The organism is Pseudomonas sp. RGM 3321, assembly GCF_022836805.1.
Classification (GTDB): Bacteria; Pseudomonadota; Gammaproteobacteria; order Pseudomonadales; family Pseudomonadaceae; genus Aquipseudomonas.
Genome location: NZ_JALHBH010000111.1, coordinates 1 through 17,919, shown reverse-complemented (window position 1 = coordinate 17,919; position 17,919 = coordinate 1). Strand labels below are relative to the sequence as shown.

Genomic DNA, 17,919 nt, shown 5'->3' with positions numbered 1-17,919 from the left:
CTTGTTTTCAAAATGGCGTTTTGACGATGATTCAGACGCCTGAGAGCGCCACGCTAACCATTAACCTGCTGCTCGGCAAGCATGCCGAAGGTTTACCGGTCGCTTAAACGTCTGTATATGTATATACAAATTACAGTGATGAGGTGTGAAGTCAATGTCAGCCTTCTTTGCCGAGCGCGCGTTACTCCCCAACGGCTGGGCCAGCAATGTGCGTCTGGAGGTCAGCCAGGAAGGTGTTTTGACCCGCATCGAGGCCAACGCGGATCGGCAGGGTGCCGAAATCGTCAGTGGCCCGTTGCTGCCTGGCATGCCGAACCTGCACTCCCATGCGTTTCAGCGAGCAATGGCCGGGCTGGCAGAAGTGGCGGGCAACCCCAACGACAGTTTCTGGACCTGGCGCGACCTCATGTATCGGCTGGTAGGGCGCATCAGTCCGCAGCAACTGGGTGTTATCGCTCGCCAGCTGTACATCGAAATGCTCAAGGGCGGTTACACCTCGGTTGCCGAATTTCATTACGTGCATCAGGACCTGGACGGCAAACCCTATGCAGATCCTGCCGAACTGGCCGTGCAGATCAGTCAGGCGGCAAGTTCGGTCGGCATCGGCCTGACCCTGCTGCCGGTGCTTTACAGCCACTCGGGGTTTGGCGGGCAGGCACCCAACGAAGGGCAGCGCCGGTTTATCCACAGCAGCGACAGTTATCTGGATTTGCAGGCTCGTCTACGCCCGGTTCTGGCGGCTCAGCCCGCGCAGCAGTTGGGGCTGTGCTTCCATTCGCTACGTGCGGTGACACCACCGCAGATCAGTGAAGTGCTTGCGGCCAGCGACCAGCAGTGTCCTGTGCACATCCATATTGCGGAACAGCAGAAGGAAGTCGATGACTGCCTGAGCTGGAGCGGTCGGCGTCCGCTGCAATGGCTGTATGAAAATGCCCCTGTGGACACCCGCTGGTGCCTGGTGCATGCGACCCATGCCGAGGCGGATGAAGTGCAACTGATGGCGCAAAGCGGCGCGGTGGCCGGGTTATGCCTGACCACCGAGGCCAATCTGGGCGACGGTATCTTTCCGGCGGTGGACTACATTGCTCAGGGTGGCCGGTGGGGAATTGGCTCGGACAGTCACGTTTCGCTCAGTGTGGTCGAGGAGCTGCGCTGGCTGGAGTACGGCCAGCGTCTACGCGATCAGCGGCGTAACCGGCTGTATCGCAATGATCAGCCGATGGTCGGCCGCACCTTGTACGACGCCGCGCTCGCGGGTGGCGCGCAGGCGTTGGGGCAGCAGGTTGGTGCACTGCAAGTGGGGCAACGCGCTGACTGGCTGGTGCTGGATGGCAACGACCCGTACATCGCCACGGCCTCGGGCGACGCCATCCTCAACCGCTGGCTGTTCGCCGGCAGCGATCGACAGATCCGCGACGTGGCGGTCAATGGGCGATGGGTCATACGCGAAGGGCGACATGCTGCAGAAGAACAAAGCAACCGTGAGTTCGCGCAGGTGTTGAGGGCGTTGCTGGGCTGATGCAAGGGAGGGCGCAGAGCACTCGGCGTTATCCACGAGTCCGCTTCTGATTCTGGCCGAAGGCTGTGGGAGCGAACTTGTTCGCGAAGGGGCCGGAAAGCGTTCTGAAATTTATCGTTCGAACGACCGTCTTCGCGAACAAGTTCGCTCCTACCGGGCTTAGCCAGAATCCCGATTCGGTTATTTCTCGCCCTTGCCGATCTTCGAATCATCTTCGCGCCAGATCAGGCGGGACGTGTCGTAGCCCTGCTGTCGAGCTTTGCTGAGCATGTCTTCCCTGACCGAGGCAGACACGGTCGGTGTGCGCGACAGCAGCCACAGGTATTTGCGGTCCGGGTTGCCGACTACGGCGGTCCGGTAGCCTTCGCTGACGTCCAGAATCCAGTAGTCACCCTTGGCAACGCCCGGCAGCAGGCGCGAGAACCAGTTATCGAACACTACCCATAGCTTGTCGGTCTTGCCCGGTACTTGCGGCGAGGCAGTGCCCTTTGCTTCTTCCCACTTGCCCTCGATAGTGCGGCAACGGTTGGTCACCGCAATATTGCCGTCGTCCTTGAGCGTGTAAAGCGCCTCGGACTGGGCGCACTTGCGCTGGAAAAACATTGGCAGGCGGGCGATCTCGTACCAGGTGCCCTGATATTGCTTGAGGTCGACGCTGTCGACTGTCCTTGGTTCGAGGTTGTCAGCCGAGTGGGCAAAACCGATGGCCAGAAAGCTGGCCATGACACAAATTCCAAAACGTACCAGTACCTTGATCATGTGTTATTTCAGACCCTGACCCGAAAACAGCACAACCTTGTCTGCCGCATACTGCACGCTGATGAAGGTGTTCTGATCGCCCCATGTGCAACTGGACATGCCCAGTGCGCCGGAACATTCCGTCGGGCTGCCGAGCAAGGACTCGACTTGAGCCTTGGGCATGCCAGCTGAAATTTTCGAGTAGTTTTCCTGGGTGATCTTGCTGCAGGCAGCCAGAAATACGCAGAACGAGAGTAACGCGGCAGTGCGCAAGGACATGGGTGTAGCTCCTGAACGGAAGGGGGTCGCGTCGCAGTGCAAGCGGAGGCAGGCTGGCGCAGTACCGCAAGCTTAGAAGAGAAAAAGGGAATCTGGTTCCCGGACGGCGCAAGGATTTGTGCCGTAGATCAGATGGTTGGCCCGCAGGCCTGTGCCAAACGCATCATCGAATGTTCGTTTGCCTGTCGCCAGTGCTGATTCAGACGGGCCGAATCACCACTGGCGCACAGCAAGTCTTCTTACTCTTTGTGATACGCGGTAGCGCGCTCGACTTCTTCTTTCGAACCCAGGTACACCGCTACGCGCTGGTGCAGGCCTTCCGGCTGAATGTCGAGAATGCGCTGATGACCGTCGGTGGACGCGCCGCCAGCCTGTTCGACCAGGAAGGACATCGGGTTGGCTTCATACATCAGACGCAGTTTGCCCGGTTTGGAAGGCTCGCGGCTGTCGCGCGGGTACATGAACAGACCGCCACGGGTCAGGATACGGTGCACGTCGGCAACCATCGCAGCGACCCAGCGCATGTTGTAGTTCTTTTTCAACGGGCCGTCTGCACCGGCCAGCAACTCGTTCACGTAGCGCTGTACCGGGGCTTCCCAGTGGCGCTGGTTGGACATGTTGATCGCGAATTCCTGGGTGGACTCCGGGATTTTGATGTCTTCGTGAGTGAGCACGAAGCTGCCCATTTCACGGTCCAGGGTGAAGCCTTTCACGCCATCACCCAGGGTCAGGACCAGCATGGTTTGCGGGCCGTAGATGGCGTAACCGGCGGCGACCTGTTCGGTGCCTGGCTGCAGGAAGGCCTTTTCATTCAGCGCTTCGTTCTGGCTCAGGTATTCGTTCGGGCAGCGCAGTACCGAGAAGATGGTGCCGACCGGTGCGTTGATGTCGATGTTCGACGAGCCGTCCAGCGGGTCGAAAACCAGCAGGTAGGCACCCTTCGGGTATTTGCCCGGGATCTGGTAGGCGTTGTCCATTTCTTCGGACGCCATGCCGGCCAGGTGACCGCCCCATTCGTTGGCTTCGAGCAGGATCTCGTTGGAGATCACGTCGAGCTTTTTCTGCACTTCGCCCTGAACGTTTTCGGTGCCCATGCTGCCAAGTACGCCGCCCAGCGCGCCTTTGGAGACGGCGTGGCTGATTTCCTTGCATGCGCGCGCCACAACTTCGATCAGGAAGCGCAGATCGGCAGGGGTGTTGTTGCTGCGAGTCTGCTCAATCAAGTAACGACTTAGTGTAACGCGGGACATGGATAGCTCCGAAAATAGGGGGTATGAAAACCCGCGCAGTTTAACGCGAGTGGCGACGTAATACTGCTATCAGACTGGCTTATGACTGTTTCAGTTCAGATGTCGGGCAAAGCGCACCCGACAGCCTGTGTGTTTCAGCGTTTTGATGCGCGCAGCGTGCTGAATGCCATCCAGCCCAGAAACACTACCCCGAGCAGCAGAACGGCCCAAAGCCCGATACGTTTGAAGTCCATGCTCTGCGGCACTGCTATTGGCGCAGCTGCCATGTTGGCAACGGATGCCGTAGTGGGTTTCGCTGTACCGAGCGAGGCCAGTTTTTCCGGGCTCAAGTCAGGGATCAGGGTGGCCAGCGACAGGTTTGCCGCCTTGACGTTCGGGTTGCCGATAGCCAGCGTGAAGGGCCCTTCGCCGCGCGCCAGGAATACTATTTCCGTGGCAGGCACGGCCACACTCAACTGCGGCGCTTCACTGCCCAGCCCGCCGCCGCGATCATCCACCACCAGTTTTAGCTGTTGAACGATGCGTCCGGACAATTGCAGCTGGTCCTGCAAGACATCGCTGTTGTTCTGCGATAACCGGTACAACAGGCCACTGCTGATCGGCTGCCAGGGCTGTTTCGCGTCCATCCGACCGTAAAGCGTCGCCGGTGCGAGGCTGTTGGGCTGGGCGATGTCGACCTTGACGCGCCCTACCGGCAAGCCGGTTGGCAGTTGCCAGACATATTCGTTGGGGCTTTCGACAACGCCCTTGATCGGCGGCGACCAGGTCAGCGGCGGGGTCGGGCTTTCAGTGCTGGCGCTGAGCAGGTGGGCGGAGATCAACAGGGGTGCGCTGTGCGGGGCGCGCCACAACAGACGCAGGTAGCGGGCGCTCTGGCCGGGCAGGCCGACTTCACGTTGCTCGATCACTTCGTCGGCAAATGACAATCGGGCAACCTGCCCGTCGCCCCAGTTGCGCCAGTGCTGCAGGTCATCACTGGCTTCGATGCTGAAGTTCTGGAAACCTTCACGCTCGGTGCTCCAGTCGATCACCAGTTGCTCCAGTGGCGCCTTGATCGCGCTGGTGTCCAGCAACCAGCCGCGCAGCACTTCTTCGCCAGCCTCGATATCGCTTTGCGGCTGGACCTCGATCACGCTGCCGTTGCTTGAGCGCTCGATACGGATGACCGGCGCGGCATCGCCTGCTTCCTGCGTGCTGTACAGGGCAAACCATTTGACCGGGATTGGCGTGGGTTCCTGCTCGCGTGCAGGTTGTCGCGGCGTGATCGAATAGGCCTGCGGCTGGCCCTCGGCGTTGAGCACGCGCAGATCACCCAGGTCGGTCTGCCGGGCATTCAACTGCACGGCAAGCGGTAACTCGATGCGATACCAAGGCCCGTCGCCGCTGAGGCTCAGTGGGGTCTGGCTGGCAAAGTCCGTCGGTTTGTCCTGGGCGACGGCAGTTATCGCCGTGCACAAGGCCAGGCCAAGCACGGCGATCTTCATGGCGGGATGACTCAAGAACGTTTTCCTCATAGCGTATCCGGCGCGGCGGTCGGGCCTGGGCCGGGTTCTTCGCCGACCTCTCTGGCAGAGTGTTTCGGCGGCAATGGTGCGAAATATCCCACCACCAGTAGCAGAATGCCAACACCGATGAACGAGACGATGCGCTCCATGCCGCCACGGTTGCTCAGCTCGACGAAGAACAGCTTGATCACCACCACGCCGATCAATGCTGCGCCGCCCAGCCAGAGCTCGCGGTTGCTGCGCATATGACCGCCGATCATCAGGGCCAGCGCCATCAGCGTCCAGACTATCGACAACCCGGCCTGAACGCGCATCGACTCAAGCAGCGCTTCGGTGTGCCACGGTACTTGAGCCCAATGATGGGTTGTACGCATGACCATTGCCGTGACGAGTGCAAACAGCGAAGCGCCTGCCACCAGCAAGGCAGCATTGCGAGGGCGCGTTAGGTACTTGCGCATCCACAGGCATACTCCGGCCAGAGCCAGCAGCAAGCCGATTTCCAGCGGGTTGAGCAGCGGGATATAAGGCAACGGGTCTGCCGCACCTTCGCTGAACGTGTTCGCCAGCCAGAACCACGCCAGCATCAATGCCGCCAGTGGTGCCGCGGCCCCGACATGGTAGGCCTCGGGACGAGCCTTCACCGGCCATGGCCATTGACGCTCTGAACTCATCGCCAGCAGAAACAGGCTAGGCAGAATCGCCCAGCCCAGCCAGCGCCAGGCGTTGTAAGACTCGGACAGCTGCAGCAGGCCGAAACGCAGTTCCAGTGCCAGTACAACGATGATCAACAGGCAGCCCGTAGTGTGAGCGATACGTTGCGCGAGGACGGATTGCAGGCCCGCCAGGTAACGCAGACTTAGCAGGTGTACAGCGAATACCGCCATCCAGGCCAGCCAGCCCAGGTTGCCTGCCGGATTATTTCGCAAATCCATCGAGATCAGCAGCAATGCAGTACTGATCGGGGTCAGTGCGCTGCACAGCGCGGCGAGATCGGTCCAGCGCAAACGGATGGCGAGTGCGGCCCAGAGCGCCACGCTGAGCGCCACTGCGATCAGGAACGCGCAGGCCTGATACGGCGCTGACGCTTGCAGGCCTGCCGCGCTGGCCAGCGAAACCAACCACCAGAATGTGCCCCAGATGACCAGCAGTCTTCGGGCGGTGCGCTGATCGATGAGGGTCAGGGAATTGAGGCGGAACACGCACCAGGCACTAACCATTGCTGCGATGGCCAGGATCATCGGTGTCCAGTAATCATTGGCAAAGGCTTGCCGCGAGATGTCGGTGCCGCTGCTGATCAGAATCGCACTTGCGGCCAGCTGCAACACCAGGCCGAAAACCTGTGCCAGTTTGCGATGCTGGCGCAGGCCCAGCCAGAAAACCGCTGCGCCTTCCACGGCCCAGGCACTGGTTGTCCATTGCGAACCGAGGCCCAGCGGGATGGCCAGGGTGGCAAACACCACGCCCAGCGCCAGGCAGGTTTCCATCAACAAAACGGTTCGGCCGGTCGCACGTGCTGCCAGCCAGCGTGCCAGTCCCATATAGATCAGGCCCAGCGCGAGCGCGCTGAGCGCGGCACCGAACTCAAGGTGTTCGACCAGCGCGTATTGCAGGCCGAACCCGACGATTGGCGTGCCAAACAGCAGGGTGCCGTCGACGTAATCACCCTGACGTGCCGACCAGCGCAGCAGTGTTTCGCGACTGGCATCCGGTGGCGCGTCAGTGAGTTCCAGCAGCTTGCGACGCGCAAACAGCAGGCCGATGGCCAGGTACATCACAAAGAACAGAGTCAGAAAGGGCTCGGTGTTCCAGAACAGCTCGGGGGTGTAAGCCTTCAGGCCCCAGGCGAAACCGATGCCGAAAGTGCCGAAAAAGCCGATCAGGTTGAGAATACGCCAGGCCTTGAACCAAGCGATGGCAATGATGCCCGCGTTGAGCAGGGCAAAGTAACTGAACAGCGAGATGTGGCTGCCTTGCCCGGTCGACGCGAGCAGTGGTGCTGCGAATCCACCCAGCGCACCGGCGCAGGCCAAGGCCAGAGCGTTCTGTGTCAACGCCAGAATGGCCGAGAAAGCGGTGATTGCTACCAGCAGCACAAAGCCCGGTGCCGGATCGAGCAGGGCGTGCAATTTCATCGCCGAAAAGACGGTCAGGTACAACACGCCTACGCCTGCGCCTTGCAGCATCAGCGCGTAAGGGCCGTTGCGCAAACGCAGCCACCAACCCAGACCGAGCAGGGCCAGCGCGCTGGCGGCGACTGCGGCGTAGCGTGCTTCAATCGGTACGACCATGCCTTCTGTGGCGTAGCGCAGCAGAAAGGCCAGCCCGAGAAACAGCACCACTACGCCCACTCGCAGTACCGTATTGCCGCCCAGCAGCCAGTCTTTTGCGCGATTGATGGCGCTGTCCAGCAGATTGGGCTGTGCTGCCTTTGAAGGCTGACGGATTTCGGTGGCGGGTTCGACAGGCCCTGTTGCCTGCGGCTCTTGGTCTGGCAGGTCCCAGATCAGCTCGGGGCCATCAGTGGGTGACTCGATAATGATCGCATCCACTGGAAGCGGTGCGGCGTCCTGCGCAGGTGGCACGCCGGATGTGGACTGACGCTCGAGCGCGCTCAGGCGCTGCCCAAGGGCATCGAGGGATTGGCGGGTTGCGAGCAGTTGTTGCAGTTGGTCGGCGGATTGCCTGCCAATCAGGCGCATGCGAATGCCCGCCCAGACGGCCCAGCCCATGACTGCACCGATCAGCGAACCTGCCCATTCGTCATAGCTCAGCGCGTAACCCAGCGCTGCACCGCCCACCACCAGACAAATCCAAAGCACGCGACGACATCCTTTTCGATGTGTGAAGGTTCATCGAGCGCAGTATATAGGGGCGGGCGGACATCGTTTGTAATGTTTTATGCAGTGCAAGGGTACGTTCATTAGCGCAGACACCTATCGTTCCTCACGCTCCGGCGTGGGAATGCCTTGGGTGACGCTCCGCGTCACAGATCTGCGCCGCACCGCGCATTCAAGATCGGATGCGGAGCGTCCAGAACTGCGTTACCACGCCGGAGCGTGGTAACGAGAGCCCAGTGAGTGCGCGAGCAGCTCCGAGTCAGTCCAGCGCCTTCCAGATGTCGCCGGCGTACTCGCGAATAGTCCGGTCCGAAGAGAACCAGCCCATGCGTGCGGTGTTGAGCACCGCCGAGCGCCACCATTCCTTGGAATCGTGCCAGCGTTCCTCGACTTTGGCCTGTGCTGCCCAGTACGAATCGAAGTCGGCACAGACCAGGAAGCGGTCATAATCCAGCAGCTGATCGATCAGTCCCACGTAACGGTTCGGATCATCCGGCGAGAACACGCCACCACGAATCGCTTGCAGTACATCGTTCAAACGCCCCGATGCCGCCACGTCGCCATGCGCGTTGAATTCACCTGCGCGCTTGCGGGCTTCGACCTGTTGCGAGGACATGCCGAAGATGAACATGTGCTCGAGCCCGACCTGCTCGCTCATTTCCACGTTGGCACCGTCCAGCGTGCCGATGGTCAGGGCGCCGTTGAGGCCGAACTTCATGTTGCTGGTCCCTGAAGCTTCCAGGCCTGCCGTGGATATCTGCTCGGACAGGTCGGCCGCCGGAATGATGCTCTCCGCCAGACTGACGTTGTAGTTGGGCATGAACACTACTTTCAGCAGACCACGCACTGTCGGGTCGTTGTTCACGGTCCGGGCGATATCGTTGGTCAGCTTGATGATCAGCTTGGCCGAGTGATAACTGGCCGCCGCCTTGCCGGCGAAGATCTTCACCCGCGGAACCCAGTCTGTGCCTGGCTCGGCACGAATGGCCTGATACAGCGCGACGGTATGGAACAGGTTCAGCAGCTGGCGCTTGTATTCGTGAATCCGTTTGACTTGAACGTCGAACATCGCTGCAGGATTGACCGCAATGCCCAGGCGCTCATGAATGATCGCTGCCAGTGCGCGCTTGCTGTGCAGGCGTTGGTCGGCCATCTGCTTGCGGAACGACGACTTCTCGGCGAACGGCTCAAGCTCTTTGAGGCGCGTCTCGGCATTGTCCAGAACGTCCTCACCAAGCGCTTCGACGAGCATTTCGGTCAGCTTCGGGTTGGCCTGGAACAGCCAGCGGCGGAAGGTGATGCCGTTGGTTTTGTTGTTGATCCGCTCCGGGTAGATCTTGTGCAGCTCGGCGAACACGGTCTTGCGCATCAGTTGCGTATGCAGCGCCGAAACACCGTTGACGCTGTGCGAGCCGAGGAACGCCAGGTTGCCCATGCGTACCCGGCGACCGTTGTCTTCTTCGATCAGCGACACCGCACGCAGCACGTTGACGTCGTCGACGCCTTTGGCGCGCAGCGTGTCGATGTGTTGCGCGTTGATCAGGTAGATGATCTGCATGTGGCGCGGCAGCATCCGCTCCATCAGGCCGACCGACCAGGTCTCCAGCGCTTCCGGCAGCAGCGTATGGTTGGTGTAGCCAAGGGTGCCAACGGTGATTTTCCAGGCGGTGTCCCACGGGATGTTGTGGTTGTCGATCAACTGACGCATCAGCTCGGCCACCGCAATGGACGGGTGCGTGTCGTTCATCTGAATCGCTGCATGGTCTGGCAGATCGGTCAGCGTGGCGTGCTGGTTCAGATGGCGGCGCAGCAAATCCTGCAGCGATGCGGAAACGAAGAAGTATTCCTGGCGCAGGCGCAGTTCCTGGCCCGCTTCGGTTGCATCGTTGGGGTATAGCACGCGGGAAATACTTTCGGCGCGCACCACTTCCGCGACGGCACCAAAGTGGTCGCCTGCGTTGAAGCGCTCCAGATGCAGGTCTTCTACCGCACGGGCGCGCCACAAGCGCAGGGTGTTGACGCTTTTTCCACGCCAGCCGACTACAGGCGTGTCATAAGCAATGGCCCGAACGGTTTCGCCCGGACGCCATACCTGACGCGAGTCGCCCGCTTCGGTCACCACAGTGTCGACGCTGCCGCTGAAGCCGATGGAGTACACCACCTCAGGACGCTCGAATTCCCAAGGGTTGCCGAAGTCCAGCCAGTTTTCGGTCTGTTCCTGCTGCCAGCCATCGACGATGCCCTGACGAAACAGCCCGTGCTCGTAACGAATGCCGTAACCGTGTCCGGCGATACCCAGGGTCGACATGCTTTCCATGAAGCACGCCGCCAGACGGCCCAGGCCGCCGTTGCCCAGCGCAGCATCCGGTTCAAGCAAGCGGATACGTTCGATATCCACACCCAGCTCGGTCAATGCTTCGCGAGCGACTTCCAGCAGGCCGAGGTTGCTCAGGCTGTCGTATAGCAGCCGGCCGATAAGGAATTCCAGAGACAGGTAGTAAACGCGCTTCTGGACCTTGCGATAGATCTGTCGCGTGTGGTCCATCCAGTGTTCGACCATGTGGTCGCGGGCGGCAAGGGCAACAGCTTCAAACCAGTCATGCTCAAACGCATGGTCGGGGTCCTTGCCCACCGAATAGGTGAGTTTGGCGAGCACAGCGGCGCGGAAAGCAGCCACATCAGCGTCACGAACAAGTGGTTCCTGAGACATCGGTAAAACCTCAAGTAGTCTGACGAATGGAAAACGGGATTCTTAGACTGTAGGCGTGTCGTCAGTTATTTCCTGAAAATAGTAGAAATAATTGAGTGCAGCGCCCTCGCTTCGACCCAGTGCAACGGCTCTGGTTCGCGCGCTGACCAAATTGGCAAAACGCTTGCATTGATCGTTCCATCCCGATCAATGACGTGCAGCATGCTGATTCTTCGTTTCGGGTTTATGATGCCCAACGGCAGAATAATAGAAGCCTCTGAACTGGACTTATGGAGCACTTATGCAGACTTTGTACCCGCAGATCAAACCCTACGCCCGGCACGATCTGGCCGTGGAACAACCGCATGTGCTTTACGTCGATGAAAGTGGCTCGCCAGAAGGGTTGCCAGTGGTGTTCATTCATGGCGGCCCCGGTTCCGGATGCGATGCGCACAGTCGCTGCTACTTCGATCCTAACCTGTACCGCATCGTAACGTTTGATCAGCGTGGCTGCGGTCGTTCCACACCGCATGCGAGCCTTGAGAGCAACACCACCTGGAAACTGGTGGAAGACCTGGAGCGGATTCGCGAGCACCTCGGAATCGACAAATGGGTGCTGTTTGGCGGCTCATGGGGTTCGACTCTGGCCCTGGCTTACGCGCAGACCCATCCCGACCGTGTGCATGCGCTGATCCTGCGGGGCATATTCCTGGCCCGTCAGCAGGAAATCGACTGGTTCTATCAAGCGGGTGCCAGTCGTCTGTTCCCTGATTACTGGCAGGATTATGTCGCGCCGATCCCGCTGGATGAGCGCGACAACATACTGGCTGCCTTCCACAAGCGGCTCACTGGTCCGGACCAGATCGCCCAGATGCACGCCGCCAAAGCCTGGTCGACCTGGGAAGGGCGTTGCGCAACCTTGCGTCCCAACCCGCAAGTGGTCGATCGCTTCGCCGAGCCGCACCGTGCGCTGTCTATTGCGCGCATCGAATGCCATTACTTCATGAACAAGGCGTTCCTTGAAGAAAACCAGTTGATCCGCGACATGCCAAAGATCGCGCACCTGCCGGCGATCATCGTTCACGGTCGTTATGACGTCATCTGCCCGCTGGATAATGCCTGGGAGTTGCATCAGAACTGGCCCGGCAGCGAACTGCAGGTCATTCGCGAGGCTGGCCATTCGGCGTCGGAATCCGGTATCGCCGATGCGCTGGTGCGTGCCGCTGCAGAAGTTGCACGCAACCTGCTCGACCTCCCGCCCGAAGAAGCATGACAGTAGTCTGGTATTGGTTTTGAGTCTGGAAAGGCATTTATGAAAGGTTTGTTGCAGCGCGTGCGAAACGCACGCGTCGAGGTGGGCACCGAGGTTGTGGGTGCTATCGATCAGGGCATATTGGTGCTGGTGGGTATAGAGCCTCAAGACACCCGTACCAGTGCCGATAAGTTGCTGCACAAGCTGCTCAATTATCGAGTGTTCAGCGATGCCGACGGCAAGATGAATCTATCCTTGCGCGAGGTGGGTGGCGGGTTGTTGCTGGTTTCGCAGTTCACGTTGGCCGCGGATACCAAAAGCGGGCTGCGTGCGGGGTTCTCGAAAGCCGCTGCTCCAGCGCTGGGTGCCGAGCTGTTCGACTATCTATTGAGTCAGGCCAGAATCGCGCATACCACCGTGGCTGCGGGCCAATTTGGTGCGGACATGCAGGTACATCTGATAAATGATGGCCCAGTGACATTTTTGTTCGATACATAAGCTACGATTTCATCGTTTCTCCCCTGAGTTTTCCGGTCGAGTGGGAAATAAATTTCTTTGCCATACCTGATGCGTTGTGGCGCGCGCTGCTGGATAATCGCGCGTTACGGGGATCGACACTGTTGGTCCATTTGGTATGACAAAAGCGGTTCTGACACCGGGTTGGGGAATCATTAAGCCCATTCGGAGTCGGAACAATGCTCGCCAACCCGGCATTGATAGCTGGCCGTTGGTTTTTTCATCTGTTTTTCGGCGAGGGTTGCTCGTGATTGTTAGTCCCTGTGATGCTCCAAAGACACCTGTCAAGCGGTTGCGTAGTGCACTTCTGGCAAGCTCGGCCCTTGTATGCCTGTTCAGTGCAGGCCAGCTGTGGGCGTTCAATCTTGATGATGTAGCGGCAAAAGCCAAAGAAATGGCCGGGCAGAAGTTCGAGGCTCCAAGGAGCAATCTGCCGAACGAACTGCGCGATATGAAGTTTGCCGACTATCAGAAGATTCGCTTCCGTGATGACAAGGCCGAATGGGCGGGCGAAAAGACTCCGTTCAAAGTGTCTTTCTACCACCAGGGCATGCACTTTGACACGCCGGTCAAGATCAACGAAGTGACCGCCACCAGCGTCGACGAAATCAAGTACGACCCTAGCCGTTTTGATTTCGGCGATCTGAAGATCGACCCCAAATCCACCGAGAAACTGGGTTATGCCGGTTTCCGTGTCCTGTATCCGATCAACAAGGATGACAAGCAGGACGAAATCATGACCATGCTGGGCGCGAGCTACTTCCGCGTGATCGGCAAGGGTCAGGTCTATGGCCTGTCCGCACGCGGCATGGCAATCGACACTGCATCGCCGTCTGGTGAAGAGTTCCCGCGCTTCAAGGAATTCTGGATCGAGAAGCCGGGCCCGGATGACAATCATCTGGTGATCTTCGCGCTGCTCGACTCGCCGCGCGCCACCGGTGCTTATCAATTGACCCTGCGTCCTGGCACCAACACCCTGGTTGACGTTAAATCGCGCATGTTCCTGCGTGACAAGGTCAACAAGCTCGGTGTTGCGCCATTGACCAGTATGTTCCTGTTCGGTGCCAACCAGCCTTCGCGTGTACCTAACTACCGTCGCGAGCTGCACGACTCCAGCGGTCTGTCGATTCAGGCTGCCAACGGTGAGTGGCTGTGGCGTCCGCTGAACAACCCTAAACATCTGTCCATCAGCAGCTTCTCGGTCGAAAACCCGCGTGGTTTCGGTCTGCTGCAACGTGGCCGTGACTTCAGTCAGTACGAAGACCTCGATGACCGCTATGACAAGCGTCCAAGCGCCTGGATCGAGCCGAAGGGTGACTGGGGCAAGGGCACCGTCGAGCTGGTCGAAATTCCGACTGCCGACGAGACCAACGACAACATCGTAGCCTTCTGGAAACCTGAGACTCTCGCAGAGCCAGGCAAGGAAATGGCATTCGATTACCGTCTGCACTGGACCATGCAGGAAAACTCGATCCACTCACCGGATCTGGGCTGGGTCAAGCAGACCCAACGCTCCATCGGTGATGTGCGTCAGTCCAACCTGATCCGTCAGCCGGATGGCAGCCTTGCCTTCCTGGTCGACTTCGTGGGCCCGGTACTGGCCGCATTGCCGGAAGACAAGACCATTCGCAGCCAGGTGACCACTGACGACAACGTCGAGCTGGTGGAAAACAACCTGCGCTACAACCCGGTCACCAAAGGCTACCGCCTGACCCTGCGTGTGAAGGTCAAGGATTCCGGCAAGCCGACCGAAATGCGCGCCTACCTGTTGCGTGAAATCCCTGCCGAACCGGGCAAGGAACCTGCGCTGCTCGTTGCAGACAAAGCTGAAGAGAAGAAGGCTGCTGCCAAGGAAGCTGCCAAGCCTGCAGTTGCCAAGGAATCTGCCAACGACCAGGTAGAAATCGCCAAACCCGAGACCGTCAAGCCTGAAGCTGGCAAGGCTGACGCAGCCAAAGGCAAAGGCGAAGTCGCCAAGGCCGATGCAGGCAAAGCCGACGCATCCAAGGCTGACGTAGCCAAGGACAAGGACGGTAAGGAAATTCAGCAGCCTGAAACCGAGGCAGCACCCACCCATCCGGAACCGGCCAAGACGTTGCAAGTCATGACCGAGACCTGGAGCTATCAGTTGCCGAGCGATGAGTAATTCTCTACCGGTGCCAGTGTCTCTGAACGAGTACCTGGCGCATTTACCGATGAGCGACGAGCAGCGGGCAGAACTTGCCGGCTGCAAGACCTTCGCCGACTTGCATGAGCGTCTCTCTGCGCAGCCGGTCAATGACCCTGCCGAGGCCGCTCAGGCTTCGGTGGGGCGCCGCCTTACGCTGACCACCGCAGACCAGCTGGAGGATGCCGAGATGCTCGGCGTCGATGCCAGCGGTCGCCTGTGCCTCAAGGCCACACCGCCGATTCGCCGGACCAAGGTCGTGCCAGAGCCATGGCGCACCAACATTCTGGTACGCGGCTGGCGTCGCCTGACCGGCAAGACCAACCCGCCCAAGCCAGAGCACGACGATCTGCCTCGTGATCTGCCCAAGGCGCGCTGGCGTACCGTCGGTTCGATCCGTCGCTATATCCTGCTGATCCTTATGCTGGGTCAGACGATTGTGGCTGGCTGGTACATGAAGGGCATCCTGCCGTATCAGGGCTGGTCGCTGGTTTCGCTCGACGAAATCACCCGTCAGACCTTCGTGCAGACCGCCTTGCAGGTCATGCCTTATGCCTTGCAGACCAGTATCCTGTTGCTGTTCGGGATTCTGTTCTGCTGGGTATCGGCCGGTTTCTGGACCGCGTTGATGGGCTTCCTGGAGCTGCTCACCGGTCGCGACAAATACCGCATCTCGGGGGCTAGTGCTGGCAACGAGCCGATCGAAAAGGGCGCACGTACTGCGCTGGTCATGCCGATCTGCAACGAGGACGTGCCTCGGGTTTTCGCCGGTCTGCGCGCTACGTTCGAGTCGGTCGCCGCAACAGGTGATCTGGATCGTTTCGATTTCTTCGTGCTCAGTGACACCAACGAAACCGACATCGCCGTTGCCGAGCAACAGGCCTGGCTGGACGTGTGTCGCGAGACCAAAGGTTTCGGCAAGATCTTCTATCGTCGTCGTCGCCGCCGCGTAAAACGCAAAAGCGGCAACCTGGACGACTTCTGCCGTCGCTGGGGCGGTGAATACCGTTACATGGTCGTGCTTGATGCCGACAGCGTCATGAGCGGTGAGTGCCTGACCAGTCTGGTTCGCCTGATGGAAGCCACGCCAGACGCCGGTATCATCCAGACCGCGCCACGTGCGTCGGGCATGGACACGCTGTATGCACGCATGCAGCAATTCGCTACCCGGGTCTACGGTCCGCTGTTCACAGCCGGTCTGCACTTCTGGCAGCTGGGTGAATCCCACTATTGGGGTCACAACGCGATCATCCGCATGAAGCCGTTTATCGAGCATTGCGCCCTGGCGCCGCTGCCGGGTAAAGGTGCCTTCGCCGGTGCGATCCTGTCTCACGACTTCGTCGAAGCTGCGCTGATGCGCCGTGCCGGCTGGGGCGTGTGGATTGCTTATGACCTGCCGGGCAGTTATGAAGAATTGCCGCCTAACCTGCTGGACGAACTCAAGCGTGACCGTCGCTGGTGCCACGGCAACCTGATGAACTTCAGGCTGTTCCTGGTCAAGGGCATGCACCCGGTTCACCGTGCGGTGTTTCTGACCGGTGTGATGTCTTACCTGTCGGCACCGTTGTGGTTCTTCTTCCTCGTGCTGTCCACGGCCTTGCTGGCGGTGAACACGCTGATGGAGCCGACCTACTTCCTTGAACCGCGTCAGCTGTATCCACTGTGGCCACAATGGCACCCGGAAAAAGCCGTTGCGCTGTTCTCGACCACCATTGTTCTGCTGTTCCTTCCCAAACTGCTCAGCGTCATTCTGATCTGGGCCAAGGGCGCGAAAGGCTTCGGTGGCAAGTTCAAGGTCACCATTTCGATGCTGCTGGAAATGCTCTTCTCGGTGCTGCTGGCTCCGGTGCGCATGCTGTTCCACACCCGCTTCGTACTGGCCGCTTTCCTGGGCTGGGCCGCGACCTGGAACTCGCCGCAACGCGACGACGACTCCACGCCGTGGATCGAAGCGGTGAAGCGCCACGGTCCGCAAACCCTGTTGGGCGCGTGCTGGGCCTTGCTGGTGTTCTGGTTGAACCCGAGCTTCCTGTGGTGGCTTGCGCCGATCGTGGTGTCGTTGATGCTGTCGATTCCGGTGTCGGTGATTTCCAGCCGTACCAATCTGGGCGTCAAGGCGCGTGACGAGAAGTTCTTCCTGATTCCTGAAGAGTTCGAGCCGCCGCAAGAGCTGATCTCGACGGATCAGTACACCTACGAGAACCGCTGGCACGCCCTGAAACAGGGCTTCATTCGGGCTGTGGTAGATCCTCGCCAGAATGCTCTGGCCTGCGCCCTGGCAACCTCGCGTCACCGTCAGGCACAGCCAATCGAAGTGGTGCGTATGGAGCGTGTTGATCAGGCTCTGAAGGTAGGCCCGGCCAAACTCGGCAATCAGGAACGCCTGATGCTGCTGAGTGACCCGGTCGCCCTTGGCCGCCTGCATGAGCGCGTCTGGAGCGAAGGTCACGAAGAGTGGCTGGCTGCCTGGAGATCTTCCATCGAAGCTGATCCACATGCGCCCTTGCTGCCTTTGCAACCTGTAGGTAAAGCGTCGGAGCCGGTCCCGGTCTAAGACCGCCCGGCTACGAGAAGAGCCCCTGACGCTTACCGCGTCAGGGGCTTTTTTATTGCGTCTAATGGCAAAGACCCACGCAAGCGAGGAGTAGGAACGAACTTGTTCGCGAAGACGGTCGCTCAGGCGATGCATGTTCGGAAAGCTTGGCGGCCCCTTCGCGGACAAGTCCGCTCCTACGCCCATTGGGCAGAATCAAAAACGGCCTTCTGCTCGGGGAGTAGGAGCGAACTTGTTCGCGAAGACGGTCGCTCAGGCGATGCATGTTCGGAAAGCTTGGCGGCCCCTTCGCGGACAAGTCCGCTCCTACGCCCATTGGGCAGAATCAAAAACGGCCTTCTGCTCGGGGAGTAGGAGCGAACTTGTTCGCGAAGACGGTCGCTCAGGCGATGCATGTTCGGAAAGCTTAACGGCCCCTTCGCGGACAAGTCCGCTCCTACGCCCGTTGGCAGAATCAAAAACGGCCTTCTGCCCGGGGAGTAGGAGCGAACTTGTTCGCGAAGACGGTCGCTCAAGCGATGCATGTTCGGAAAGCTTAACGGCCCCTTCGCGGACAAGTCCGCTCCTACGCCCATTGGGCAGAATCAAAAACGGCCTTCTGCTCGGGGAGTAG

Annotated in this window: 11 protein-coding genes; 5 read left to right on the top strand and 6 right to left on the bottom strand. The window is 59.7% G+C overall.

What is annotated here, in order from left to right:
- The first annotated feature begins 154 nt into the window (after window positions 1-154).
- Window positions 155-1,519: a formimidoylglutamate deiminase gene (locus tag RGM3321_RS14880; protein ID WP_244393691.1), complete on the top strand. Its 1,365-nt coding sequence runs from the start codon at window positions 155-157 to the stop codon at window positions 1,517-1,519.
- A gap of 180 nt (window positions 1,520-1,699) precedes the next feature.
- On the opposite strand, the gene RGM3321_RS14875 is transcribed toward RGM3321_RS14880, so the two are convergent.
- From RGM3321_RS14875 to RGM3321_RS14850, 6 genes are all read right to left on the bottom strand, one after another.
- Window positions 1,700-2,278 carry a lipocalin family protein gene (locus tag RGM3321_RS14875; RefSeq protein WP_244393690.1) on the bottom strand — a complete coding sequence of 193 codons (579 nt, stop codon included), beginning with the start codon at window positions 2,276-2,278 and terminating at the stop codon, window positions 1,700-1,702.
- A 3-nt stretch (window positions 2,279-2,281) separates the two neighbouring features.
- On the bottom strand, window positions 2,282-2,536 hold the full coding sequence (bamE, locus tag RGM3321_RS14870; RefSeq protein WP_244393689.1) for an outer membrane protein assembly factor BamE: 255 nt from the start codon (window positions 2,534-2,536) through the stop codon (window positions 2,282-2,284).
- A gap of 239 nt (window positions 2,537-2,775) precedes the next feature.
- Window positions 2,776-3,786 carry a class 1 fructose-bisphosphatase gene (locus tag RGM3321_RS14865; RefSeq protein ID WP_002551617.1) on the bottom strand — a complete coding sequence of 337 codons (1,011 nt, stop codon included), beginning with the start codon at window positions 3,784-3,786 and terminating at the stop codon, window positions 2,776-2,778.
- Window positions 3,787-3,920: 134 nt separating this feature from the next.
- Window positions 3,921-5,270 (bottom strand): DUF3999 domain-containing protein, encoded by a 1,350-nt coding sequence (locus tag RGM3321_RS14860; protein WP_244393799.1) that lies wholly within the window; start codon window positions 5,268-5,270, stop codon window positions 3,921-3,923.
- 26 nt (window positions 5,271-5,296) lie between these two features.
- Entirely contained in the window at window positions 5,297-8,110 is a 2,814-nt protein-coding gene (locus RGM3321_RS14855) for a DUF2339 domain-containing protein (RefSeq protein WP_244393688.1), read from the bottom strand.
- Between the two features lie 277 nt (window positions 8,111-8,387).
- The gene (locus RGM3321_RS14850; RefSeq protein WP_122258860.1) at window positions 8,388-10,838 is read right to left on the bottom strand and encodes a glycogen/starch/alpha-glucan phosphorylase; all 2,451 of its coding nucleotides are present in this window, start codon (window positions 10,836-10,838) and stop codon (window positions 8,388-8,390) included.
- Window positions 10,839-11,118: 280 nt separating this feature from the next.
- On the opposite strand from RGM3321_RS14850, the gene pip reads away from it, so the two are divergent.
- The 4 genes from pip to mdoH all read left to right on the top strand — a co-directional run bounded on the left by pip (window position 11,119) and on the right by mdoH (window position 17,306).
- Window positions 11,119-12,090, top strand: a complete 972-nt coding sequence (pip, locus tag RGM3321_RS14845; protein WP_244393687.1) for a prolyl aminopeptidase — start codon at window positions 11,119-11,121, stop codon at window positions 12,088-12,090.
- A 39-nt stretch (window positions 12,091-12,129) separates the two neighbouring features.
- A complete protein-coding gene (gene dtd, locus RGM3321_RS14840; protein WP_244393686.1) occupies window positions 12,130-12,567 on the top strand; it encodes a D-aminoacyl-tRNA deacylase in 438 nt (145 codons plus the stop codon).
- Window positions 12,568-12,832: 265 nt separating this feature from the next.
- Entirely contained in the window at window positions 12,833-14,731 is a 1,899-nt protein-coding gene (locus tag RGM3321_RS14835; protein WP_244393685.1) for a glucan biosynthesis protein G, read from the top strand.
- On the top strand, window positions 14,724-17,306 hold the full coding sequence (gene mdoH, locus RGM3321_RS14830; protein ID WP_244393684.1) for a glucans biosynthesis glucosyltransferase MdoH: 2,583 nt from the start codon (window positions 14,724-14,726) through the stop codon (window positions 17,304-17,306). The genes RGM3321_RS14835 and mdoH overlap by 8 nt, the downstream gene beginning before the upstream one ends.
- The last annotated feature ends 613 nt before the right edge of the window (window positions 17,307-17,919 follow it).